The organism is Mixta sp. BE291 (assembly GCF_031457955.1).
Taxonomy (GTDB): Bacteria; Pseudomonadota; Gammaproteobacteria; order Enterobacterales; family Enterobacteriaceae; genus Mixta.
Genome location: NZ_JAVDXN010000005.1, coordinates 104,330 through 130,114, shown reverse-complemented (window position 1 = coordinate 130,114; position 25,785 = coordinate 104,330). Strand labels below are relative to the sequence as shown.

Annotated in this window: 11 protein-coding genes; 3 read left to right on the top strand and 8 right to left on the bottom strand. The window is 57.3% G+C overall.

Translation table 11 applies throughout. The features are described 5' to 3' along the window. Positions 1 to 233: 233 nt before the first annotated feature. The 3 genes from J2X14_RS13125 to norR form a co-directional block, all read right to left on the bottom strand. Entirely contained in the window at positions 234 to 2,276 is a 2,043-nt protein-coding gene (locus J2X14_RS13125; RefSeq protein ID WP_352411645.1) for a glycoside hydrolase family 31 protein, read from the bottom strand. Further along, on the bottom strand, positions 2,273 to 3,652 hold the full coding sequence (locus J2X14_RS13120; RefSeq protein ID WP_352411644.1) for a glycoside-pentoside-hexuronide (GPH):cation symporter: 1,380 nt from the start codon (positions 3,650 to 3,652) through the stop codon (positions 2,273 to 2,275). The genes J2X14_RS13125 and J2X14_RS13120 overlap by 4 nt, the downstream gene beginning before the upstream one ends. A gap of 140 nt (positions 3,653 to 3,792) precedes the next feature. Continuing rightward, a complete protein-coding gene (gene norR, locus J2X14_RS13115) occupies positions 3,793 to 5,313 on the bottom strand; it encodes a nitric oxide reductase transcriptional regulator NorR (protein ID WP_352411643.1) in 1,521 nt (506 codons plus the stop codon). Positions 5,314 to 5,476: 163 nt separating this feature from the next. Here norR and norV point away from each other — a divergent pair, with 163 nt between their 5' ends. Genes norV through tehB form a run of 3 tightly spaced genes read left to right on the top strand, consistent with a single transcriptional unit; the run spans position 5,477 to position 8,965 of the window. Further along, complete coding sequence (gene norV / locus J2X14_RS13110; RefSeq protein WP_352411642.1) at positions 5,477 to 6,949, top strand: anaerobic nitric oxide reductase flavorubredoxin; 1,473 nt, start codon at positions 5,477 to 5,479, stop codon at positions 6,947 to 6,949. A 4-nt stretch (positions 6,950 to 6,953) separates the two neighbouring features. After that, the gene (gene norW, locus J2X14_RS13105; protein WP_352411641.1) at positions 6,954 to 8,087 is read left to right on the top strand and encodes an NADH:flavorubredoxin reductase NorW; all 1,134 of its coding nucleotides are present in this window, start codon (positions 6,954 to 6,956) and stop codon (positions 8,085 to 8,087) included. A 14-nt stretch (positions 8,088 to 8,101) separates the two neighbouring features. Then, a complete protein-coding gene (tehB, locus tag J2X14_RS13100) occupies positions 8,102 to 8,965 on the top strand; it encodes an SAM-dependent methyltransferase TehB (RefSeq protein ID WP_352411640.1) in 864 nt (287 codons plus the stop codon). Positions 8,966 to 9,105: 140 nt separating this feature from the next. On the opposite strand, the gene J2X14_RS13095 is transcribed toward tehB, so the two are convergent. From J2X14_RS13095 to J2X14_RS13075, 5 genes are all read right to left on the bottom strand, one after another. Further along, positions 9,106 to 10,509, bottom strand: coding sequence for a hypothetical protein (locus J2X14_RS13095; RefSeq protein WP_352411639.1), 1,404 nt, complete (start codon positions 10,507 to 10,509; stop codon positions 9,106 to 9,108). Then, complete coding sequence (locus J2X14_RS13090) at positions 10,509 to 12,206, bottom strand: Hsp70 family protein (protein ID WP_352411638.1); 1,698 nt, start codon at positions 12,204 to 12,206, stop codon at positions 10,509 to 10,511. Before J2X14_RS13090 ends, J2X14_RS13095 begins: the two co-directional genes overlap by 1 nt. Before the next feature lie 402 nt (positions 12,207 to 12,608). Then, a complete protein-coding gene (locus J2X14_RS13085) occupies positions 12,609 to 12,971 on the bottom strand; it encodes a DUF596 domain-containing protein (RefSeq protein WP_352411637.1) in 363 nt (120 codons plus the stop codon). A gap of 393 nt (positions 12,972 to 13,364) precedes the next feature. Then, complete coding sequence (locus tag J2X14_RS13080; RefSeq protein WP_352411636.1) at positions 13,365 to 13,682, bottom strand: hypothetical protein; 318 nt, start codon at positions 13,680 to 13,682, stop codon at positions 13,365 to 13,367. 5 nt (positions 13,683 to 13,687) lie between these two features. Next, complete coding sequence (locus J2X14_RS13075; RefSeq protein WP_352411635.1) at positions 13,688 to 25,777, bottom strand: hemagglutinin repeat-containing protein; 12,090 nt, start codon at positions 25,775 to 25,777, stop codon at positions 13,688 to 13,690. Between the last annotated feature and the right edge of the window lie 8 nt (positions 25,778 to 25,785).

The window sequence follows — 25,785 nt, the reverse complement described above, 5'->3', positions numbered from 1 at the left end:
CAAAAATATATTTATTAAAATAATGAAAAAACTGCACAACGTCTGTTCCAGCGTAACAGATCATTTATTACGGTAGCTATTTCACCTGAATAATAAAGGGTAAATGAGAGAGAACTTAAGCCTGGCGGTATGGGAAGTGTTTCTGAAGAAAATGCTTATGTAAAACGCTGGACGCGTTTCTGAATAAGCTCATTGCCTGAGGTTTCACACCTCAGGCAAAAGATTACAGTTAATCAGACGCGCAGCGCTGCCACCAGCGTCGGGTCTGCTTCTGCGCGCACCAGAACGGGGATAACCTCAAGCGGCGTCGCCACCGTCAGCCACTGCCCGCCCTGATACTGTGTGCCGCTGCGGCTAATCCAGCGGTCACCCGCCGGTAGCCAAAGACGGCGTTCACGCTGTCCAGCGTGCAGCACCGGCGCCACCAGCAGATCCTGCCCCAGCAAATATTGGTCCTCTACCTGCCAGCTCTCCGCCTGCTGTGGATAGTGGTAAAATAGCGGGCGCATCACCGGATCGCCCTGCTGATGCGCCTCCAGCATCAGCTGATTGATATAAGGGCGCAGGCGCTCACGCAGCAGCAGGCAATCCTTCATTAGCGCGTAATTCTCTTCACCATAACTCCAGACCTCATTCGGCGAGCCGCTGTTGCACTGGGCGATACCGTTACGCCACGGCTCTTCCGGCTGGATCTGCGGCTCACGATAGCCGTGCAGGCGCATTACCGGGCAGAACACCGCCCACTGGAACCAGCGGATCAGTAGCTCATGGAAAGCGGGATCGTGGATATTGCCGCCCTGAAAACCGCCGATATCGGTTGTCCACCAGGGGATCCCGGCCATCGCCATATTTAAACCGGCAGAAAACTGATTACGCAGCGCATGAAACGAGGAGTGAACATCGCCCGACCAGGCGAGCACGCCGTAGCGCTGGCTGCCAGCCCAGGCGCAGCGCACCAGGTTAACAATTTCGCTTTCGCCCTGCTGGCGCAGTCCTTCCCAAAAGCCCTGCGCAAACTTTTGCGGATAGATATTCCCCACTTCCAGCACCGGCCCAAGGTGGTAGCGATAGTTATCAAAATCGTAGGCGCGATATTCCGGCTCCGCCTCATCCAGCCAGAAGGTACGAATGCCGAGGTCGTAATAGTTGCGTTGCACCTCTTGCCAGACAAAGGCGCGTGCCGCCGGATGCGTGGCGTCAAAAAAGGTGGTATTGCCGAGGAAATCGAGATTAACCGATACGCCGCGATCGCTGTTCACCAACAGCCCGCGCGATTTCATGCGCGCATAGTTGGCGCTACGGCTATCCACCGTCGGCCAGACTGAAACCATGGTTTCGATGCCCATCTCTTTTAACGCTTTAACCATTGCCGCCGGGTCCGGCCAGTCGAGCGGGTCGAAACACCAGTCCCCCTGATTCGGCCAGTGGAAAAAGTCGATGACGATAACCGATAGCGGCAGCTGACAGCGGCGGTATTCCCGCGCCACCTCCAGCACCTCTTGCTGGCTGCGGTAGCGCAATTTGCACTGCCAGAAACCGGTGGCAAAGTCAGGCATCATTGGCGCGGTGCCGACGGCACGACCATACTGCCGCATAATCTGCGCTGGTGAATCGCCAGCGGTGATCCAGTAATCCATCTGATCGGTGACCTGCGCCTGCCAACGCGTGATATTTTTACCGAAGGTAGCTTCGCCAATCGCCGGGTTATGCCACAGCAGCCCATAGCCGAGGCTGGAAACCATAAAGGGCACGCTGGCCTGCGAATTACGCTGCGCCAGCTCCAGCGTACAGCCTTTCAGATCCAGCCCTTCCTGCTGATACTGCCCCATGCCGTAAATTTTCTCGTCACGCCGCGCCTCAAAGCGCACCGTAAGCTGATATTTGCCGCCCGGAATCGGACGGAACTCGCGGCCATCCAGCTTTAGCGCGCTGATATATTTATCTTGGCTTTTCTCGGTCGCGCCAATGCCGACCGTGGTGCGCTGACGCCAGAACTCCTCCAGCAACAGCTCGCCGTGCTGGTTATAAAAGGCGAGCTGACCGCGCTGGTTCAGCGTGGCGGTAATATTGCCATTACGCAGGCTAAGCGTTTCACTGCCCTGCGTAATCTCTACCGGCAGCGGCGTGGTCGGCAGTAGCGCCCAGTCGGTATCCACAATCTGAGGCTGACAGCTGGCACGCACCCGCAGGCTATTTTCGCCCCACGGCTCGATAATCAGCGTTTGACGATCGAACTGCCAGATAAGACGCTGTGATTCGGCACGTAATTCACTCATGACAACTCCTGTGGCTGCAAAGCGTTTGGCCCGGTAGCGGGCTGCGCCGCCACGGTTTTATGGTGGTTAATTTGGCGCATCGTCTCGTCATTCAGCCGATACCAGCGCATAGTCAGCGCGCTACACAGTGAAAGCGCGCCCGGCACCAGGGAAAAGAGCGCGATAATGGCCAGAATGGCGGCAGGCTGCTGCTGCGGGGCCTGTGCCACGTAGCCGCTCAGGCCCAACGTCCAGCCGACAATCGCGCCGCTCACCGCCATACCCATTTTCAGCACCGCCAGCAGCGTAGAGAAAATAGTGCCGTCCATGCGTTTACCCTGCCGATATTCGCCGTAGTCCACCACGTCGGACATCATGACCCACATCAGCGTGGTGGTAACCTGATAGAAGCTGGAAACGATAAAGGTCATCCCGACCAGCAGCGTTAGCGTTGGCGGCAGGAAAAATATCGCGATGCTTAACACACCGCAGGCTACGGCGCTGAAAGTAAAGGCGGTCAGCTTGCTGTGGCGTCGCGTCATCCATTTCGCCAGCCCGCTGCCGACGCTCTTACCGACAATATGCGCCGCCAGCAGCCACATAAACAAACTGGCATCATTGAGATACCAGGTGACGTAATACATCATCGCTCCAAGACGTACCACGCCGAAGGCGATATTAAAGAACACCAGCAGTGCGACAATACGCCATTGATCGTTGCGCAGCAGATCGCGTAGATCGGTGCGGAAATTTTCATGGGTGCTTTTTACGCTGACGCGCTCACGCGTATTGAAAAAGCACAGCAGGAACATTATCGACGCCAGGCTCGCCATCACCGCCATCGCGCTGAAATAGCCGTCCAGCTTGTTGCCGCCGCCCAGCCATTCCGCCAGCGGAATCATTAAAAACGTGGACATCGCGCCGCCCAGCGTGGCGAGGAAAAAGCGCCAGGATTGCAGCGAGACACGCTGTGAATCGTCAGAGGTGATGATTGCGCCCATCGAACAGTAGGGAATATTGATGGCGGTATAGAGCAGCATCATCAGACAGTAGGTGACGCTGGCGTAAACCATTTTGCCGGTCAGCGTCAGCGAGGCCGGGACGGCATAAATCAGCAGACAGCTAATGCCAAACGGCACCGCCAGCCAGAGCAGCCAGGGGCGAAATTTCCCCCAGCGCGTATGGGTGCGATCGGCGATCAGGCCCATCGCCGGATCGACGATCGCATCGGCAACACGCGCCAGCAGAAACAGCGTGCCGACAAACACCGCCGGTAAGCCGACCACGTCGGTATAATAGAAGGTAAGGAAAATAATGACGTTTTCCAGGCCGATATGGCTCGCCATATCGCCCAGACCGTAACTGACTTTTTCTTTAACCGATAAGGTTGCTCGCATTTTGGTCCGCCTTGTTCGTTTGAAAAGGAGCACCTTCCCTGGCTCAGACGTTCAGTTATAGGGAGCCAGGCAATCAGCAACAATTGCGGGATCTGATTAAAGTCTTATGTTTTTTACTTTATGTGATACGGGTAACAACGTTACTTCAGCGCCAGTCGCCGCGCCAGGCGATGCAAATTGCCCGCATCCATTTCCAGCCGTCGGGCGCAGGCGGCCCAGTTATTATCGCTGGCCTGTAGCGCCTGTAAAATATACTGGCGCTGAAAATCGCGCGTGGCGTCCTGCAGGCTTTGCGGCGACAGGGCCTCGGCCTGCGGCAATGCCTCGGCAGGAACGTCCGCCGCGTTATCCAGTGAAAAATGGTGTGGCATCAGCAGAATATCGCCGCTGCGGGCATCCGCCTGCGCAACAATGGTAGCGCGATAGATTGCATGCTCCAGCTCGCGGATATTGCCCGGCCAGCCGTAGCTACTGAGCATGCTGCGCGCCGCCGCGCTCAGCGCGATATGCTCCAGACCAAATTTCACCCGGCATTTTTCACAGAAGTAACCGGCCAGCAAAATAATATCTTCGCCGCGTTCGCGCAGCGCGGGCACCTGCAGCGGGAAAACGCTCAGGCGATGATAGAGATCGGCGCGGAAGCTGCCCTCCGCCACCGCCTGACGCAGATCGCGGTTAGTGGCGGCCAGGATGCGTACATCCACTTTCAGATGGCGATCTTCACCGACGCGCTGCAAATCGCCATATTGCAATACGCGCAACAGCTTGGCCTGCAAAGTTAGCGACAACTCACCGATTTCATCCAGAAACAGCGTGCCGTTATCGGCCATTTCAAATTTGCCGGTACGATCGTGTACCGCGCCGGTAAAGGCGCCTTTGACGTGCCCGAACAGCTCGCTTTCCGCCACCGTTTCCGGCAGCGCTGCGCAGTTCAGATAAATTAACGGGCTGGCCGCGCGCGCCGACTGGCGATGCAGCGCCTGCGCCACCAGCTCCTTGCCGACGCCGGTTTCACCGCTGATCAGCACGTTAAGATCGGTTGGCGCGACCACGGTAATCTCTTTTTTCAGCTGCTGCATTGGCAGCGACTCGCCGATCATTTCGTTGCCGTCGCTGACGCTTTGCCGCTGGTTGCCAGGCGTAAAGGCGTTGCCCGGCTGCTCCAGCTGCTCCAACAGCAGCGCATTGCTCAGCGCGCTGCCGACCAGGCTCGCCACTACGCGTAACTCTTCATCGCTGTAATCATCAAACTGGCTGGCGTTCATGCCGTCCAGCGTCAGCGCGCCGATCAGATCTTGCCCGGAAAACAGCGGCAGCCCGACGCAGGCGTGAACATGCAGCTCATGCCGTTCGGGAATCAGGCCATCATAGGGATCGGGTAAATCGCTGTCGGCAGGAAAACGCACCACGTCACCGGCGCGGGCGATGGCTTCCAGACGCGGGTGCGCCTCGATTTTAAAGCGCCGTCCCATCACATCCGGCGCCAAACCGGCCGTCGCCAGCGGGCGAAAATGCTGCGCCTCATAGCGTAATAGCGCGGTGGCATCGCACCGCAGCAGATGGTGAATGCTACCGATCATCCGGTTAAAGCGATCGGAGCGGGAAAGTCCGTTCTGGATCTCTACCGCCAGTGCGGCGAGGCCTTCAACTGAGATAGTCATGCTGTCGTTTCCACAATGCCATTGTCGAAAACACAATAAACCGCTGTTGTCATTTCAACAACCCTTAAAATAAAAATCTTTAAAAATCAATTAAATAAAAGTTGGCACGCGCTATGCAATAAGTAAGGAAACTTTTTTATGATGAACATGGTGAGGAACTAAAATGAGCATTCACGTTAAAAATAACATTACCTGGGTAGGCCAACGTGACTGGGAAGTACGTGATTTTCACGGCACCGAATATAAAACGCTGCGCGGCAGCAGCTATAACAGCTATCTGATCAAAGAAGAGAAAAACGTACTGATCGATACCGTTGACCATAAATTCAGCCGTGAGTTTGTCACCAACCTGATGCAGGAAATCGATCTGGACAAGCTCGATTACATCATTATTAACCATGCGGAAGAAGACCACGCCGGTGCGCTAACCGAGCTGATGTCGCATATCCCCAATACGCCGATTTACTGCACCGAAAACGCCATTGACTCCATTAACGGTCATCACCATCACCCGGAATGGAACTTCAACGTGGTGAAAACCGGCGACTCGCTGGATATTGGTAACGGCAAGAAACTGATTTTCGTGGAAACGCCGATGCTGCACTGGCCGGACAGCATGATGACCTATATGACGGAAGATGCGGTGCTGTTCAGTAATGACGCCTTCGGTCAACACTATTGCGATGAACATCTGTTCAATGACGAAGTGGATCAGACCGAACTGTTTGAGCAGTGCCAGCGCTACTATGCCAACATCCTGACGCCGTTCAGCCGCCTGGTTACGCCAAAAATCACTGAAATCCTGGGCTTTAATCTGCCGGTCAGCATGATCGCCACCTCGCACGGCGTGGTATGGCGCGACAACCCAACCCAGATCGTTGAGCTTTACCTGAAATGGGCGGCGGATTATCAGGAAGATCGCATCACTATCTTCTACGACACCATGTCCAACAACACCCGCATGATGGCGAATGCCATTGCTCAGGGCATTAACGAAGTTGACCCACGCGTAGCGGTGAAAATCTTTAACGTCGCACGCAGCGATAAAAATGAAGTGCTGACCAACGTCTTCCGCTCAAAAGGCGTGCTGGTGGGCACTTCCACTATGAACAATGTGATGATGCCGAAAATCGCCGGTCTGGTAGAAGAGATAACCGGTCTGCGCTTCCGTAACAAACGCGCCAGCGCCTTCGGCTCACACGGCTGGAGCGGCGGCGCGGTGGATCGTCTTTCTACCCGTTTACAGGATGCGGGCTTTGAGATGTCCCTGAGCCTGAAAACAAAATGGCGTCCGGACGGCAAAGCGCTGGAACTGTGCCGCGAACATGGCCGCGCTATTGCCCGCCAGTGGGCGCTCTCTCCGCTGCCGGAAAAAGCACAGCCGCAAGCAGCCGCTGAACCTGCCGCCGCGCTGGATGTCGCCGTGAACGCCGCACCGGAAAGCGCCAGCAACAGCACCGCGGCCGACGCAGGTCAGAAGATGATTTGCAGCGTTTGCCTGTGGATCTATGACCCGGCAACCGGCGAAGATTCTCAGGATGTGGCACCGGGTACCGCCTGGTCTGACGTACCGGACGATTTTCTCTGCCCGGAATGCGGCATGGGTAAAGACGTTTTTGACCCGTACGAGGGCTAATACTATGTCATCAGAAATTATTATTATCGGTTCGGGCTTTGCCGCCCGACAGCTGATTAAAAACCTGCGTCAGCAAAACAAAGAGGTGGCTATCCGCCTGATCGCCGCCGACAGCTGTGACGAATATCATAAGCCAGAGTTGAGTCACGTTTTCTCTCTGGCACAGCGGGCCGATGATTTGACCCGCGTCACCGCCGCTGACTACGCAGAGAAAAACAACGTCATGTTGCATCCGCATACGCGGGTCACGCGCATTGACGCCGCCGCGCATCGCATTGAGACCACGGCGGGCGACTTCTCTTATGGCAAGCTGGTGCTGGCCACCGGAGCCGAGGCGCTGGTGCCGCCCATCAGCGGTAATGAGCTGATGTATACCCTGAACAGCCAGCAGGAATATCGCCGTTGTGAGGAAGATTTGCAGGGCGCACAGCGCATATTGCTGCTTGGCGGCGGGCTGATCGGCACCGAGCTGGCGATGGATCTTAACCGCGCCGGGAAACAGGTCACGCTGGTGGACCGCAGCGGCAGCCTGCTCTCTGCGCTGATGCCGCCGGAAATCAGCGCTCGCCTGCAAAACCGTCTGCTGAAATCAGGCGTTGAGATGCGCTTCAACTGTGAGCTGGCTTCGCTGGCGCGCCATCACGATACGCTGGTGGCGACGCTGAGCAACGGCCAGCAGATCACCTGCGACGCGGCAGTATGCGCTATCGGCCTGCGCCCAAATATCGTTCTCGCGCAGCAGGCCGGACTCGAAACCCGTCGCGGCATCGTGGTTGACGATCGTCTGACGACTTCGCATCCCGATATTTTCGCGCTGGGCGACTGCGCGGAGATTCAGGGCAAGCTGATGCCTTATCTGCAACCAGCCCAGCTGGCGGCGATGACGCTGGCAAAAAACCTGACCGGTAACAGCGCCAGCCTGAGTTTGCCTTCGATGCTGGTGAAAATCAAAACGCCCGATCTGCCGCTGCACCTGGCCGGCAATGCCGGTGATGCGGAGCTGAACTGGGAGATGCAGTTCAGTAAAGCAGGCATCGTGGCGAAAGGGCTGGACGCCGCCGGACAGCTAAAAGCGTTCGTGGTCAGTGAAGATCATATGAAGCAGGCGCTTCCCTTGCTGAAACAGTTAAGCCGTTAATCACGGAGCTAAACATGACCGACCTGATTTGTTATCAAACGCTGCCGCGCTGGAACAGTGCGACCCTGCCGCCTGCATGGCGACAGCCGTACCGTACCGAGGCGGGATGCTGGGCACAGCCGAAGCTGTATAAGGGCACGCTGGATCTCGCCCTGCTGACCGAGCTGGGCGAGATAACCGAGACCTTAACCTTAACCGCCGATTCCAGGCCGCCGCGCCTGGCGCCGGAACAGCTGCACCGCGTGATCGGTTACAGCCCGGACGTGGAGTGTCAGCTGGCGCTTTACTGCAAGCCGGAGGATTACTATCACCACCGCTATCAGCTGACGCCAACGCATTCCGAGGTGGTGGAAGCGGCGAAAATCATTCCGCCGGGACGTGTGCTGGATTTGGGCTGCGGCAACGGGCGTAATGTGCTTTATCTGCACCAGGAAGGATTTGAGGTTGAGGGCTGGGATAAAAACAGCGACAGCCTGAACGGCCTGCGGCAGATTATCGCCACTGAAGAGCTGGAAGGGATTCGCCTGCAGCAGTGCGATTTAAATCAGGTCAAGATTGAGAAGCAGTACGATTTTCTGCTGTCTACCGTGGTGATGATGTTTTTGCAGCCGGAGACGATTCCGGGGCTGATTGGTCAAATGCAGCAGGCCACCGCGCCGGGCGGCCACAATCTGATTGTGGCGGCGATGAGTACGCCAGATTATCCCTGCCCGATGCCGTTTCCGTTTACCTTTAGCCGCAGCGAGCTGCTGGGCTACTACGACGGCTGGGATATTCTGAAGTACAACGAGAACCCCGGCGCGCTGCATAAAACCGACGCCCAGGGTAATCGCATTAAGCTGCGCTTCGCGACGCTGCTGGCGCGTAAACCGCGTTAAGCGTGAAGGCGTGAAGCAATGTGAATAAAAAAGCAATGTGAGTAAAAAAGCAATGTGAGTAAAAAAGCAAAAGCCCGGCGTAATGCCGGGCTTTTTTATAACGGCGATGCAAATACGCCGATAGCGTCTAAATCCCAACGCTAGCCATAAAAGCGGGCGGCCATATTCAGCAGCGCATCCAACAACAGGCAGCAGAAGATGGCATAGACGGCGAAAAGGCAATAGCTCGCCGCGCTAAAATCCAGCGTTTGCAGCAGGCGCCAGGGGCTGCTGAACAGCCGCGCGACGGCCTTGCCCGGACGCCGCAGGCCGGGAACCTGTTTTGACCAGACCGACCAGAGAATAAGCCATTCTATCAGCGCGATAAACAGCGGGGTCATGCCGGAAAAGCCTTCCCCTTTCGCGGCGCTGTGACTAACAGCCAGCACCAGCACGCCGCTAAACAACACCGCTAACAGCGTCACCGAAATCAGGCAATCCAGCAGGATAAATATTCCCATCAGCGACGGCCTGTGCTGTAACCCCATCAGAATCAGATCGCTAAGGTAGAGGTAATAGATAACAATGGCGAACGCGATCGGCCCGATCGGCAGGCCCGGCGGCAAGCCGGAGATCGCCAGAGGAAAAACTGCGCTCCAGAACGCCAGCAGAAACAGCCCCTGCCAACTCACCACACAACGAGGCGCGCTGATGAATGCGAGCATCGCGGGATTAAGCCGCTCGATCAGCTCAGGAAAGGTCGCGTAAAGCGTATTGACCTGTTGCGTCATTTTCCCGATCAGCCCCGGCACCAGACGTATCCAAAACGGCGCGGCGGCGCGCTCGCCACACAGCAGACTCAGCGCCAGGCGCGTGGAGAGATCGCCGTGCAGCGCTTCATTTTTCACCTCATGCCAGGCCCGCTCGCGCTCGGTCGCGTGAATTTGCGCATACAGCGCTTCCTGCAAGGCTTCCGGCACCAGATAGCCGCTGCTGTATTGGTTCAGCTCCCACTGTAACGCATCGCTGATTTTTTCCACCAGCCACTCTGTCAGGCCGGGCTGTTCCTCCAATGCGGCAGCCAGATCCCGATGAAACTGCTGCTGCTGCATCAGATTGCCTTCACGGCTCACCCGCTGATGCAGCGACTCAAGCGCAGCCAGATTTCCATTGCCCTCTTTCACCAGCCCGGCGGCCAGCGCCTGCATCTCTTCCGGGGTGTAGATCGGCGCGAGCGAAAGCAGGAAATCCGCAGCGGCCTGCTGACAGGGTTCCGCGTCAGGCATGCGGGTGATGGTGGGATACCCCTTCGCCCCAGCGGCGTCCACTTCAGCGCGCTGTACCGTAGCCATCTCCACGTTCGGGTCACTATCGGGATACGCGTCAGCCTCGTCCGACTGAGGCGCGCTGGCGCTGCTTTTCGCCCATTCAAACGCCTCGCGCAGCCGCTGATACCCCTGCGGATCGCTGTCAGGGCGGCATGTTTTCAACTGGCGTGCATAGGCGCGACGGATCAGGGCTTCATCGCTGGTGGGCTCAATACCCAGGATTTGCCAGCTGTTCATCAGAATAATGCCTCATCAAAAGAGTCCAGCGCCTCGCAGACTTTCTGACGCACGTCCGCGATACGTCGTTCATCCTGGCTGTCGAGCGCCTGTTCGAACACGCTCATGACGTTATCGATCCAGACGCGCTCTTCCCCCAATAGCCGTTCAAACAGACGCGAGCCGCGCAGCAGCAGATCGCGGTTTTCCTGACGATCGCGCGGGTGGCGCTTGAGCTCGTTCAGCTTTTGCAAGCTCTGCTCGATTTGCTCCGCCGTCATCTGGCCTGGCACCTTCTCTATCAGCAGCCGGGCGCTGTTTGGCCCGTCGATCTGCTGACTCTGAACTTCCAACAGGCCGTCCAGCGTATAGGTAAAACGGATATCCAGCGACACTTCGCCCGCTTTGCGCGGCGGCACGTCAATATTCATCTCGCCGAGGTAGACGTTATCTTTTACCCGCCGCCCTTCTCCCTGATAAATTTTCAACAGCACGCAGGTTTGGTTGTCGGCAACGGTGGTCAGCGTTTTGCTTTTGCTCACCGGCAGCCAGGTATTGCGCTCAATCAGCGGCAGAAAAAAGCCGTTCTCCAGGCTGCCGTTGATCTCTTTTGCCGTTTCCACACCAAGCGAAAACGGCATCACATCGGTGAGAATCACATCTTCAACCGCCGCATCCTTCATCACCATCCCTGCCTGCACGCCAGCGCCCAGCGCGACCGCTTCATCGGGATGGAGATCGTGACGGGGAAAGCGACCGAACAGGCGCGCAACCGCCTGACGCACCAGCGGCATACGCGTCGCGCCGCCGACCAGCAACACATGATCGAGATCCTGTAGCGAGAAGCGCGCATCGTGCAGCGCCTGCATAACCGGCTGCTGCAGGCGAGCGATCAGCGGCTGACAGCAGTGACCAAGCTGCTCCTCATCCAGCGTCCAGCGCCAGCTTTGCGCTTGCCATAACAGCTCGACGCTGGCTTCCGGCGCATGACTCAGGGCGAGCTTCAGCCGACCGGCCTGCTCCAGCAAAGCGGGCTTGACCGCCGGTAGCGCGGCTTTTAACCCTGGCTGCTGATTAAGCATCCACTGGCAGATCGCCTCGTTGAAGTCATCGCCGCCCAGCTGCACATCGCCGCTGCTGGCGCGCACTTCAACGACGCCTTCAAACATATCGATAACCGAGACGTCGAAGGTGCCGCCGCCTAAATCAAAGGTCAGGTATTTTTGCTCGCGGTTTTCCAGCAGCCCGAACGCCAGCGAGGCCGCCGTCGGCTCATTTAACAGACGCAGCACATTAAGGCCCGCCAGTTCGCCAGCAGTTTTCACCGCGCGCCGCTGCACGTCATTAAAATAGGCGGGAACGGTAATCACCGCGTCTTCGATGGGATAGCCGAGCCAGCTTTGCGCATCTTCTTTCAGCTGACGCAATAAAATGGCGGAGAGTTCTTCAGCGCGGAAAGTTTGATTCCCCAGCGTCAGCGTCGCTTCGGTGCCCATATAGCGTTTGAAGCTGGCCTGCGTCAGGTGAGGATGGGTGCTGAGACGGGCAAGCGCCGGTTGACCGGTAAGCAGATTGCCCTCGTCATCTAACCCGACGACGGAAGGGGTTAGCACGCTGCCGAATTTGTTGGCGATCAGCTGCGATTGCCCTTCACGCCATAGCGCGACCGCGCTGTTGGTGGTGCCCAGATCGATGCCGATTACCTGCCTGGTTGTCATACGTTCTTCCTGTAGAGGCATCCTGCCCGTCCCGGCCGGGTCCAGCTGGCCGCGCGGCGCAGAGCCTTAAATGAATAACCTGATAAAGGGGTTTATCGTCGTATTGTATCGAATCTTTAGGCGCCTGCGCGGCATCAGGGCGTGCCGCGCCGGGAGGTCGGATATGTTTTAGTGGCGCAAAATAACGCGTATATAAAGAAAGAAGGCAATGCGAGTCGCTATACGCTGGGGCTATGGTAAAACGTGGTGACGCCTGGCAGCATGGTTTCCCATTCCGATATTTTCGCTCTCTTCGCTATGCGTTGTGCGCGCATGAGTAAAGCGATTAATGCTGGCTGGATAAAATTCCCGACAGTCATCATTTTATAACTTACAGCCAGCATTGATCGCACCACTGTGATTTTAAGTCCAGATTTCTTGTCCTTCTGGCGTTATCCAGACAATGCCGCCGGGCGCTTTGGCTAAAAACCACATGCCTATATCATCTATATCGTCCATTTCATCTTCAGAAGGATAAGGTGGCCAGGCATCGCTGAACCTTTGAAGTTGCTCATTTATTGTTCCTTCAAAAACCAGATCGTTACTGGCTAATTTTGCATGCCCTTCTCTTATTAACCGCTCTAATAGCGTAAAAAAGGTCGCCTTTCTGACCTCATAGGGCTCATTCATATCTTTCATATAATTAGAAAGATGTTGCCACATCGTGCCCATAGATAAGCCAAAGGCACTCTCCAATATTGAGTTATAAATTTTATCCAGCATCATTTGTATTCCGCTTAATGACCGTGCTATTTACTAAAAGCTGATATATGACTAAACCAATAGTAAATTATAACGCGTACAACAGATGCAACGCAGCCGGGCTACCCATAACATGGGCCAGATCCGGGATCAGCGCAAATTTGGACCATCGCCGTCCATTAGACTTAAAAGTGCTGGATGGCGGCGTTGGTTTTTGAGAGCGGGAAGAAAATCGGAGTGATCACTGGGTCGGAGGCTATTGCCAGCGCATCGGTATTGCCTTTTGTGCTGGCCGCAATGTTTTTCTTAAGCGCTGCCGTTGCGCTCTTTGTCTTCATTGCCGCAAGACGTTAGCACAGGGACTGCTCAAGCCAGCAACTTATACCCGAAGTTATCGGGGGAGGAACAGAATTAACATCATTCATCATACTTATAGTTTATTTTGAAATCGCCTTCAGCTGAAATACTGAAATATATATTTGTTATATTTTTATTATGTTGTTTAGCAAGATTATCTCTTAAGCAAATAGCTGCTTTTGTCGCTGAGACAGAAATGGGTAAGCTTGGTATGTTCAACGCAGGATAACGCTGGCCCCGGTATACACGCCACCCCTGACTACTGCTCATTTGGTCAAACAGCTCAATATCAACCCCAGCGACATCCCAGGGCTCAGTGCCGACAAATGCCAGCACCTCGTTAGCTATAAAACTGTAGGCTTCTTCTATAGTCATCATTTATCTCACTGTATAAATGTGTATGTTTTAGGCACACCATCTATGATTGCCGTCACCCTAAATGCATCGGGACGAACTCCGCCACCGGCCGGGTATCCTACATCAATTTTCACACTCACGGCTTTCCCTGCGTTCATCTCATTTCGCAAAGAGTTTTCCATTCTTTTCCAATCCTGGCGGTTAAGCGTTCTGGATTGCGGAACAATGTTTATCTTGTCACCAGCGCCCCCCAGCGAAGAAGCGATTAAATGGCCACCATCGTCACCAGGATTGCCACACTTACCCATTGCGCATTGTTGGTAGGTATTCCTGTCCATGGTAGTTAGAGAAAGTTTACCTTCCACAGTCGTCACTCGTCCTGTGTTATCCGTAATATATTCATGGCCGTTGCTCAGACGATAACGTGCATTCGCTTCAAGATCTCCATTGATAGCTTTGTCCCAGTTTCGCTTACTGCCTGCATCAGCATTTATATCAAGCAGTTTTTTCCCTGCAGATTCGTCTTTCCCGGTCACCTCAGCAGCAACCTTCTCGGTGTTTACCACACCGCCTTTTGGTTTATCAGCCCCGACAGTTCCTGCTGCGCCAATGCTTACCGGTGCGCCCGCCCCGGCCATCGCCAGCGCATCGTTGTTGCCTTTTGTGCTGGCCGCAATGTTTTGCTTAAACTCATCGTACTTCGACAGTACCGTTTTCAGCGTTGCCGCTGCGCCGCTGACAGCGGCTTTGCCAGCTCCCGACCCATTCAGCCCATACAATATCGCGGCAACGTCCGCCATCCGGTTGATATTGACAGCTATAGCAAACTTGTCCTTCGCTTCCTGGTAGCTGATATTCTGTGACTTCGCATAACCCTCTATTGCGTAATCCCATTTATCAGCGCTGGTGTTCGCTACTATCTGACTGACTTTCGCGTAGTCCTCCCGGTTCAGATCCCGGTAGGTCAGCTGGCCCACGTAACCGTTGTAACTCTCTTTCAGGCCCTGCAACAGCGCGTTCGCGTCCTGACAGGCCTCTGATGCTTTCCCTTTTGCGCAGGCATCCTGAGCATACTTATCAATTTCAGCATCAAGCCGGACCAGCTGTTCGTGGCGCGACTCCAGTTCAGCCACTTCTTCAGGCGTTCTGGGATGCAGGGCCAGTCCGGTTTTTGACAATGCCAGTTCAATGCTGTTTTTTTCCTGAGCGTCTTCACCGCTCAGCGAGTTATTCTCAACCGCATTTTTCCCGGCCTGCGCGCCGGTCGTGGCCGCCGCCGTGCTGTTACCCGCCAGACCGCCTGCCAGACCCGCAGCCAGCGTACTCATCAGGCTCAGCTGCTGGCGCTCATCTTCAGTAAGCTCGCTGCCCGGCTTCGACAAATCGACGTGATAATAATGCTCAGCAATATAGCGTGCCGCCAGCTCGCCGCTGAAGGCGCCAGCCGCACCGGCCGCCGCGTTGCCGCCCGCCATCTGTGCCGCCACCGCGCCCCATACCGCGTGTGCAGCCGCATTCGCCGCTACGTTCACGTTGCCTTTCGCGTCAGTGGTTTGCTGTTTGATGACCTGCGCCACCCACGGATTCAGCGCGCCCGCCGCCGCCTGCATGGCGTTGCCGCCCGCCAGCCCGCTGAGGATGCCGCTCACCGACTGCGTCACCATCTGCCACTTACCGCCAGTACCGAAATCGCGCTGCGCGGTTTTATAGGCGTCGCTATCACGCAGCTCGCTCGCCGTACCCTTAATACCAGCCGCTTTCGCCGCTTCCAGTCCCCTGATATCGCCCTGCGTCTGTACGATGGTGCTCATCTGACCGGCAATCTCGCCCGCCATCTGTGCCATCTGCAGCCGCTTCTGCTCCTTCTCCTTGTCAAATATCGGGCTGATGCTGCCGTTGGCGTGTTCCGTGTCGCGGCTCAGGTCATTCAGGTTTTGTTGCTGTTGCTGCTGATTACGGAGGGTAATGGTGCCGTCAGCCACCGCCGCCTGCGTGGTGCCTTCCGCATGGCCTTTACCGCCCAGCCCCGCCAGCAGCGTGCCGGTGGCGTTGGAGAGCGCATTCGACAGCAGCTGACCGCCCAGCGGACCGGCGCTGGAGAGCCCGGCGCTGATGCCGCTGTGGCTGACCTTATAATCCGCCGCGTTGCCGATATCGCTGAAGCCCAGCGTGCCGGTGTCGAGATGGTTTTTACCGGCCTCCGCCGTGGAGGCGATTACCGCGCCGTCCAGCTGCGTGTGGTTACCGGTGGTGATGTCAAAACCGCCCTCACCGGCGAAAATGCCGCTCTGCTCCTGCACGCTGCTGTAGCGGCTGCGCATTTTGTCCTGGCTGACGCTGACGTAGCCCGATACCGGCATGGTGCTGAAGCCATAGCTACCGCCCGCCCCGAAGCTGGTCTGCTTCGAGTCGTAGCGATCGCTGTCCTGCTGGCTGCGGATAAGCAGGTCGCGCCCAATATCCGCCGTGACGTTGTTACCGGTGACCTGTGCGCCGTTCAGCGTGGCGTCGCGTCCGCTGTTCAGCGCCACGTTGCCGCCGCTGTCGAGCGTGGTCTCGCTCCAGTGCGTGCCGTCGCCGTTTTCCTTGCCTTTCGCGCCGTTGACGTTGGCAAAGATGCTGAATCCGGTTTTCTGGCCTGCCGAGATACTGACGCCGATGCCGCCGCCGCTGCTGCTGTTTTTACCGCTGGTTTCCTGGGTGCTGGCCGCGCCGGTTAACAGGATATCCCTGGCGGCGTTCAGCGTGCTGTCGCCCGCCACCTTCATCTGGCTGCCGCCGATCAGGATATCACCGCTGTGCGCGCTATCGCCCTTACCGTTGGCGGTAATCGACAGATTTTTCCCGGCGTTCAGCGTCGAGCCGTTAACCGTATCAGAACGCTGATGCTGCTGCGATTTCGATTTTTGCGTGGTCAGCGAGATGCTGACGCCCACCAGATCGGCCGGTTCGCCGCTCACCGCCGATTGCTGCGCCGTCAGCGCCGCCTGTACGCCGGAGAGCGCGGTTTTAGTGGCCTGTAGCGCCACCAGCCTGCCGTCGCTTTCACTTTTTGCCGCCTGCGCGGTAGCGACTGCGCTGTTGACCGCCTCACCTACCGCGCCCGACAGCGCCAGCGTCAGGCCGCTGGTTTTCTGCTCAAAGCGTTCGTCACGGGTACGTTTATCGTGACCCGGTTCAATCACCACCGCATCGCCATTGATATTCAGGCTCTTGCCCGCCACCAAATCGGCGCCAGCAACGTGCGTCTGTCCGCCGGAGGTAATGGTTACATCGCCGCCGGTGCTGCCTACGGTGCTGACGCTCTGGCTTTGCGTGGTGCCTTTCTCACGCAGGTCATGTACCGATTTGCTGCTGCCGATGGTAAAGCCAATGCCGCCGCTGCCCATCAGGCCGCTTTTTTTGGTTTCCTTGAAGCGCCAGCTGGAGTCGGTGTTGGTGGCTGCCGCGATCTCGACATTGTTGCCCGCCTTTAGCGCAACGCTGTCATCGCCGACCACCTGCGAGCCTTTTACCAGCAGATCGTGACCCGCCGTGACTGCGACATTATTACCGCTCAGCAGCGTGCCCGCCTCACGCGTGGCGCTGTCCTCTTCGATGGTGTGCGTGGTTTTCTTCTTCAGGAAACCTTTTTTGGTTTTGGTTTCCTCTTTGTAGTGATAGTCGCTTTCGGTCGCGGTGTTCAGGTTAACGTCATGACCGGCGGCAACCGCGATATCCTGCTGAGCAGTGACCTGCGTCGCGCTGCTGTTCAGGTCGCGTCCGGCCAGCAGCGCGGTGTCGCCACCGCTGGCGATTTCCGTGCCTTGCTGGCGCACATGCTCGTTGATTTCCTGCTTTTTGCCCGCCTTATAGCTGTTGCCGGAGCGGGTCGCTTCCGCTTGCAGGTTAAGGTCGCGCCCCGCCTGCAATGCCACATCGCCTTCCGCCGCCAGACCCGCCGCCTGGCTGGTGAGATCGCGCCCTGCCGCCAGTTTTAGATCGCCGCCGCTGGAAATAGTAGTGCGCTCCAGGCCGGAGGCGTGCGACTCCGATTTACCGTTGCGGCTGTTCTGTTGGGTGGTTGCAGCGTTGAGGTTGAGATCGTTGCCTGCTGAAAGCGCGGCATCTTTTCCGGCATTCAGCGTGCTGGCACTTAGCGACAGATTATTATCCGCATGCATTGCCAGCTGACCGCCAGCAGAGATATTGCTGCCCTGCCAGGTGGTGCTGGGATTACCTTTGGTATTCCCTCGGATTGTCTGACTTTGCGCCTGGTTAATTTCATTCGCGGTAACGGCGATATCGCCCCACGCATTCATTAATAAATTGCCGCCCGACTTAATGTCTGCATCCTGAACCGCAATATCCTTGCCCGAACTCAGGCTAAGCGCATCGGCGGCATTGATGCTGGCTCGGTCACCCACCATTGTTTCGGTCAGGCTAATTTTATTACCGAAATAACCCGTTCCATCAATCTTGATCTGCTTCGACTGCGTGAGGTTATTAATGCTGCCGTCGAGGCTTTCCAGCGCGACTTTTTTCCCGCTGATGGTTGAGCCGATATTATTAATATCGTTTAACGCGCTCAGCTGGAGGTCGCCGCCCGCATTAATCAGCCCCTGATTCAGGTTGCTGATGCTGTTCTGGCTATCCAGGTTCAGATCCGCTTTGGCGATAAGCGTGCTGCCGCTGTTAGTAATATTACCTGCGTCCAGCTTGACGTTATTACCAGCGATGACGCTGCCGTTATTTACCGTCACATCTTTTGGCGACAGATAAACTTTCGGCACCATGACCGTTTCGCCATTCACGGTGGCGGCTTCCCACCAGATAATGCTGTGATCCAGTGCGGCAATCTGAGCGGCGGTGAGCGATACGCCCAATTGCAGTCCCAGCGACTGCTGTGCGGCGGCGGCGTTATCCATCAGATAGCGCATCTGCTCCAGATCGGATCCGATGCCGTTGATATAACGGCTGCCGGTTTGATTGATTACCGTGTTGCTGACGTAGCGCGTATCGAATGCCGCATCGCCGAGGAAACGATAGTCATAATCCGGATGCACATTCAGGCGATCCAGCAAGTAAGACGAGCCTAAAAAGGCTTTTTCATTGGTGAACTGGGTGCGCGTTTCCTGCGCAGGCGCTGTCTCCGGCTGCGTGCCTAATAAGGAATAGAGGTCGCCATACAGCCCTTTATCCAGCTGCCCCAAACCGTTCAATTTCGGGTTGACGGTGATCAGATAATGGCTGTTGGCATCGGCGGCAGGCACAAAGTAACCATTGTCGCCGCTCGGTAAAGGATAAGCGCTGGTATCAACCGGGTTGCCCTGATAATTGTTTAACGCCTGACCCGTGGTATTAGCAGAAGCCAGCTGCGCCGCCTTCTCTAACGCCGATGCGCCTTTGCGCGAATTATTATAATGATTAAGCGCTGCGCCCGAGGCACCATTACTTTCCAGCGAGCCGCCGCCGTTGATTGCCTGTAAGGCATTTTGCAGCTGATCGCGCCATTGCGGGGAACCAACGGCAAGATTATCAGCGGAGGCCAGTGACTGCTGCTGTTGGGCCTTAAGTGCAGTAAGGTTAGTTAATCGGCTTAGCGCTGGCGCAGTCAGCCCTGATGTAACGCCCGCGACGCCGGGACTGGTATTACTATTACTGATATCGCTGCTAAAGTTGGCGGTAATATTACCTGCCGCCTGAATGACGCCACGGTAAACATTGCCGCTGCCAACCGTTTCATAGGTAGGGGCACCAACCAGCGTGTAGCTTATGCTTTTACTTTTAGGCGAGCCTCCGGCACCAGATGTCGGTCTGGGCGGTTTTTTATTCCCTACGCCATAACGATAGGTGTTGTATTGGGTGGTGGTGCCATCTGTCCAGCTTTTGTTATTAAGGTTGTCACCTGAAAGAGCAATATTACGTCCGGCTAAAATGGTTGAAGCCAGATTATCTAAATTGTTTATTTGACCACTTAAATCGCGGCCGGATGAAATACGGGACTGGTTGCCACCGGGATTTACGGTAACCGCCGTTACGCTTACCGGAACCTTTTGCTCGTCTGCCTTTGCATAAGGCGCATAGTGAGGGACTTTTTCATACCAGTCATCGCCATGCCCGTGATATCTCTGCCCTTCGGTGTAATAGACGCCATAGCTACCGGCTGGCAACCATGAAACGGGAATAGCAACGGTAGCGTTACCTGTCGCCCAGGCCGGTATAGCGGCTGACGCGGTCGGTTGTTCACTAACGCTGAATCCTGCTCTTTCATTCAACAAATGCCCGGTCTTCACCGTGATATCGCCATTCTGCGTCTCGATGGTGCCGGAGGTGTTCACCACCTCGCTATTGGCATTGCCCGCCGCGTCGCGCTGCATCCACAGGCTGTTACCGGCCAGCACATCGCCCTGCTGGTTTTTAATGCTATTGGCGTAAAGATAAAGATTATTTGCCGCGTAAAGCAGCGCGCTGTTTACGATGCTGCCAGGCGCGCTGAGCGTCAGGTTGCCCAGCGTGCCGGTAAAGCCGTCGAGCGCGATATCGCTGCGGCTGGTGAGATTAATATTGCCGCCGCCCTGCAAGGTGCCGCTGCCGTTCATGGCGATGCGGTTGCCGCTTAACGTGCTGTCGCCGCTGCCGCTGGTGAGCTGGCCGTTGTTTATCAGATCGCCGCCCGCGCCAAGCGTCAGCGCCTGCCCCTGCATGGTGCCCTGGTTTGCCAGCGCGCCGTTGCTGCTGACGCTCAGTCGGTTACCGGCGGCCAGCGTGCCCTGGTTGGTGAAAGCATTGATTAGCTTCAGCGTCGCATCGCCCAGCGCCACGATCTGTCCAGGCTGGTCGAGGCCGTTACTGTTGAGGATCAGGTTGCCGCCGCTGAAGAGTTTACCCGCGGGCTGCTGATTGACCTGCGCTGCGGTCACGTTGAGCTGATTATTGCCCAGCAGCGTGCCGCCGTTGGTCAGCTGCTGATAGTTAACGCTGAGGTTGTTGCCCTGCACGCTGCCCTGGTTATTGAGGCTGCTGCCGGTGAGGGTGCCCTGCTGCTGCGCCAGCAGCGTGCCGCTGTTGTTGGCGTTGGAGGCGTTTAAAATCAGCTGCGTTGCCTGCAGCCAGCCGCCGTTGGTCAGCTGCGGCGTGTTAAGCGTGAGCTCGCCGCCGGAAAGGATTTTGCCGCTGTTGTTTGTAAGTCCAGTGGCGTGAATCCCGCTGGTGGTGCCGCCCTGAATCAGACCGCTGTTATACAGCTCCGGCGTGGTTACCGTCAGCGCCTTCTGGCTCAGCAGCGTGCCGTTAGCCGCGTTGGTTAAACGACCGCTGAGCGTCATCAGCAGGTTGCTATCGCCCTGCAATCGTCCACGGTTTTCCAGCGCGCCGCTGGTGACCTGAAGTTCCCCGCCCTGAATGCGTCCGGCGTTATTCACCGAGGCCGCCTGTAGATCCAGCTTGCCTGCCGTTAGCAGCGTTTTGTCCTGCTGCTGGGTCAGCGCGCCGTTGAGTTTTACCGTCAGACCGTTAACGCCGCTGATGTCGCCGCCATTAGTTAAGCTGTTGCCGTTCAGCGTCAGGTTGTTGGCTACCCATTGTCCCTGATTGGTTAACGCCAGCGCCTGCAAGGCCGCCGTGCCGTTAGCGCTGATTTTGCTGCCTGCGGCGGCATCCAGCTTATCGGAGAGGATCAGCTGCATACCGTCGGCGCTCTGAATCGCGCCGCCGTTGGTTAGCCGCTGCGCGTTCAGCAGGATCTGTTGCCCCTGCCAGCTGCCGTTGTTAGTGACCTTGTCGCCGTTAATGGTCAGGGTGCCCTGCGTCAGCAGCGCGCCGCCCTGGTTATTGATCAGCTCACGCGCCGGGGTCGCCAGCGCCATCAGCATCATGCGCCCCATCGTCTGCGGCAACGCGCCCAGCGTCAGCGCCTGTAGCCCGATCAGGCTGCCTTGGTTGATGACCTGTGCCGGTGCGATATGCAGCGTTTTCCCCTGCACCGAACCGCTGTTGTTCAGGCTGTTGCCGGTGAGCGTCATCGCCCCCGCGCTCAGCAGGCTGCCCTGGTTATTCAGGTTCTGCGCGTGAATCTGCGCGCCATTTTGGCTAAGCAGATCGCCGTTGTTGGTAAGCTGACCCGCGACGTCAGCGGTAAACCCGCTGTTACCCAGCAGCGATCCCTGATGTTGCCAGCCGTTGGCGCTGACCTGCGCCTGTTCGCCCTGTAAGGTGCCCGCCGTGGTCAGCTGATCGGCGTTTAACGTTAATAGCCCGCCGGAAAGCGTGCGGCTGCCGGCGGCGCTGGTGAGGCTGCTGCCCTGCGCATCCAGCAGCGAACTGCCCTGCCATAGCCCATTGTTATTGAGCGTCTGACCGCGCAGCGTCAGGCCGTCAGCCAGCATTTTGCCGCTGTTTGCCAGCTGGTTTGCCGTCAGGCTGGCGTTGCCCTGGCTTAACAGGCTGCCGCCGTTGTTCAGTTCATCGCGCAGGCTGCCGGTTAGCTGGTCAATACCGTTGATGCTGCCCCGGTTAATCAGCGTATTGCCCTGAATATCAACCTGTTGCCCTTGCAGGCTGCCATCGTTGCTGAAGCGATCGCCGTGCAGCCGCAGGCTGTTACCGCTCAACAACGTGCCGCTGGTTTGGTTATCCAACTGCTGCGCGCTGATATCCAGCAGCGTATCGCCCTGCAGCGCGCCACGGTTATGCAGCGTATCCGCCGTCAGCGTCAGGTTCTGCGCCGCCAGCGCCCCCTTGTTATCCAGCCTCTGCGCATCCAGCCTCGCCTGCTGCTTTGCCAGCAGTTCGCCGTTGTTAGTCAGCGTTTCACTCACCTGCGCGGAAATGTTATCGGCCAGCATGTTGCCGCCGTTACTGGCCTCGCGGGCGGTGATATCCAGCGCGCCATCCACCTGTAATAGCCCATCGTTATCCAGCCGATCCAGCGTTAACGCCAGCGGCGCGCCGCTCAGCAGTTCGCCGTCCTGCTGGTTGTACAGCTGTGCGCTGTTCAGCGTCAGGGCGCTGTTGCCCTGTAACAGCCCACCGTTGGTGAGCTGCGACGCGCTCAGGCTAAGACGATCCGCCGCCAGCTGGCCCTGATTAATAATGCTATTGCTGGTTAAAGTGAGCGCTTGCTCACCTAGCAGGTAACCGCCGTTGTAGAGGTTATTATCAATCTGCGCATCCAGCAGCGAGGTGCCGCGCGCGCTGCCGCTGTTCTGCCAGTTTTGCGCCTTAACCCGCAGCGTATCCGCCTGCAAAACGCCCTGGTTATCCAGCTGCGTGGTAGCCAGATCCAGCGTGCCGCCACTCAGCAGCTGTCCGGCGCGCTGGTTGCCGAGGGTGCCGCTTTGTAGCGTTAACGCGTCGTTACCCTGCAGCAGGCCGCTGTTAATCAGATCGCCGCGCAGCGCTAACGCCTGCGCCACCAGCCAGCCGCTGTTGTCGCTGCTGTCAGCCTGCAGCTGAACCTTGTGTTGGCCTAAAATTTTGCCGCTGTTACGCAGCGTTTTGCTGTGCAAATCGGCGTCGTGTTCGCTCAGCGCGTTACCGCTGTTCTGCCAGTCGTTCGCGGTTAGCGACAGCGTGTCGCCCTGCATCAGGCCCTGGTTATCCAGGCTGTCGCTTTGCAGCGTCAGCTTGCCGCCGCTGAGCAGCGTGCCGCCGTTAGTCAGATCACTGCTGGTGATGGCCAGATCTTTGTTGCCCTGCAACAGGCCACTGTTATGCAGCGCCTGCGCGTTAATGTTCAGGCGCTCTGCCGCCAGTTCGCCATCGTTACTCAGCTGCTTTTGCTCAAGCTGCATTGCGCCCTGCGCCAGCAGCTTGCCGCCGTGCTGGTTAATCAGCTGGTTATGGCTGGCGTTGAGCGTGGCGGCGTTAATCTCGCCGCTGTTGGTTAAGCTGTCGCCGCTGAGCAACAGACCGGCATCGCTTTTAATCAGGCCGCTGTTGTTCAACACAGGTAAATCAAGCGTAAGGTCGCTGGCGGAGGCGATGCTGCCGCCATGCAGGTTATCCAGCTGTTCGGCGCTCAGGGCCAGGTTTTTGCTACCCTGAATTAACCCGCTGTTCGTCAGCTGCGGGCTGCTGAGCATCAACTGCGGTGCCGTCAGTGAACCCTGATTAAACAGATGGTTACTAATGATCGTCAGCGCATCCTGTCCGGCAATCGCGCCGCTGTTATCCAGCGTATCGGCGACGGTCAGGTGCGTGTTGTCTGAATTTATCGTGCCGCTTTGCGTCAGCCGGTCAGCGCTGATCTCGCTGCGCGTGCCGCCGAGGAACTTACCGCTGTTGGTGAGATTTTTGCCGTGAATCAGCAGGTCGTCACCCATTAAACTGCCGCCGTTATTCAGCTCGTCGGCGCGAATCTGTAGCGTACGATTACCCTGGATCACACCCTTATTGCTGAGCTGCTGACCGTTGAATGTCAGCTGCGGTGCGATAAGCGATCCCTGGTTAAACAAACTGTCGCTGTGAATCGCCAGCGCCTGCTGTGCGCTGGTCTCGCCGCCGTTATCCAGTTGCTGCGCAACCGCGATCTGCGCGGTGCCCTGCGCGCTCAGCGTACCGTTCTGCGTCAGCCGATCGGCGCTGATGTCGCTGCGCTTGCCGCCAAGGATCTTGCCGCTATTGGTGAGATTTTTGCCGGTCAGCGTCAGGCTGTCGGCAGAGAGCGTGCCGCGGTTATCCAGCGTTCCAGTGGTTAACGCCAGCGTCTGATTGCCCTGCATCTCTCCGCTGTTAGTGAGCTGTTCGGCGTTGAGTGTTAACGCGTCGTTGCTGCGCATCGCACCGCTGTTGGCGAGCTGCGCGGCGGTGATATCCAGCGTGCTGCCGCCCTGAATCTGGCCGCTGTTCTCCAGCGTATCGGCATGCAATGTTTGCTGCTGCGCCAGCAGCGCGCCGCTGTTTTTCGCCTGTTTTGCCGTCAGCGTCAGCGCGTTGCCTGCGGTAAGCTGCGCGGCGTTATCCACCTTGTTGCGCGCCGTTAGCCCGATATTGCCGCCGCTGTCCGCGGTGCTCGCTTTATCAGTTTTTATCTCTGCGGCGTTCAGCTGGATAGCTTTTTTGGCGGTGAGTTTGCCGTGATTAAGCGCAACCTGACCGTCGCTGCTCAGGCTGATGGCATCATCGCTCAGCAGCGATCCGGCATTGACCGTGACCGCCTGCGCGCCGTTCAGCGTAACCGCGCCGCCCGCTTTGTGATCGCCATTCAGGGCGATGCTCTCGCCTTTTGCCGTCAGCGCGCCGCTGGTAAGGCTGTTTTTCAACGTCAGCTTGCCGCTGGCGTCCAGCACCATGTCACCCTGACGCGCGTTCAGGTTGCCAAGGTTAACCCCAACCCCTTTTTCACTGGAGACCAGATGGATGCGATTGGCGTACATGCCGCCCAGCGCGCCGGTATCCACCGCCACGCCCGGCGCCGTGCCTTCGCCCGCGATCGGCGTTGCCGCGCCGTTTTTATCGACGCGGTTGGCACCGGCGATCAGTTTCAGATCTTGCGCATGAATCGCCGCGTTGATCTCGGTGGCTCGTGAAATAATCGCCAGCGCGTCGCTCTGGCTGGCGTCCAGCCCCTGCCCTTCTACGGTAATGGTGCCTTTGCTGACCGTCAGCGCCTGCAGGTTGCCCTGCGCATCCATGATCGGCTTGCCGGTGGTGAGCGTGGCGTTGGGCGTGTTAATAAAGCCGCAGCCGTTACAGGTAATGCCGTAAGGGTTTGCCACCATCACGTTGGCCGCTTTGCCCGCCACTTCGGTATAGCCTTGCAGCTGTGAGCGGTTCGCGCCGGTGACTTCGTTGATGATCGCTTTAGCTTCCTGCCCGGCTTTCAGGTTGGGGTTGTTCTGGATCAGGCCGCCCAGCTGCGTGGGATTGAGCTGCCCGGTGGCGTTGTTGAGGATTAAGCCCTCTTTCCCCACGTTGTAGTTCTGATACTGGTTATGCGAAAGACCAGCCTGATTAGGCGTGGCGATATTGATTACCGGCACGCCGTTCGCGGCTTTATCCAGCTGGGTGCCTTTGCTGGCGGGCGTGATGCCCGCCGCTATTGCAGGCAACAGCGGCTGCCAGGCGATTAATGCGCAAATCAGGTAGCTCAGCAGGCGGTAAGAAAGCCGAACGGGTTGTTGTTGATTGTCCATAATCTTTG

Excerpts from the sequence above, each read along its gene's own strand:
- J2X14_RS13125 (WP_352411645.1), bottom strand. The coding sequence starts at position 2,276 with ATGAGTGAATTACGTGCCGAATCACAGCGTCTTATCTGGCAGTTCGAT.
- J2X14_RS13120 (WP_352411644.1), bottom strand. The coding sequence starts at position 3,652 with ATGCGAGCAACCTTATCGGTTAAAGAAAAAGTCAGTTACGGTCTGGGC.
- norR (WP_352411643.1), bottom strand. The coding sequence starts at position 5,313 with ATGACTATCTCAGTTGAAGGCCTCGCCGCACTGGCGGTAGAGATCCAG.
- norV (WP_352411642.1), top strand. The coding sequence starts at position 5,477 with ATGAGCATTCACGTTAAAAATAACATTACCTGGGTAGGCCAACGTGAC.
- norW (WP_352411641.1), top strand. The coding sequence starts at position 6,954 with ATGTCATCAGAAATTATTATTATCGGTTCGGGCTTTGCCGCCCGACAG.
- tehB (WP_352411640.1), top strand. The coding sequence starts at position 8,102 with ATGACCGACCTGATTTGTTATCAAACGCTGCCGCGCTGGAACAGTGCG.
- J2X14_RS13095 (WP_352411639.1), bottom strand. The coding sequence starts at position 10,509 with ATGAACAGCTGGCAAATCCTGGGTATTGAGCCCACCAGCGATGAAGCC.
- J2X14_RS13090 (WP_352411638.1), bottom strand. The coding sequence starts at position 12,206 with ATGACAACCAGGCAGGTAATCGGCATCGATCTGGGCACCACCAACAGC.
- J2X14_RS13085 (WP_352411637.1), bottom strand. The coding sequence starts at position 12,971 with ATGATGCTGGATAAAATTTATAACTCAATATTGGAGAGTGCCTTTGGC.
- J2X14_RS13080 (WP_352411636.1), bottom strand. The coding sequence starts at position 13,682 with ATGATGACTATAGAAGAAGCCTACAGTTTTATAGCTAACGAGGTGCTG.
- J2X14_RS13075 (WP_352411635.1), bottom strand. The coding sequence starts at position 25,777 with ATGGACAATCAACAACAACCCGTTCGGCTTTCTTACCGCCTGCTGAGC.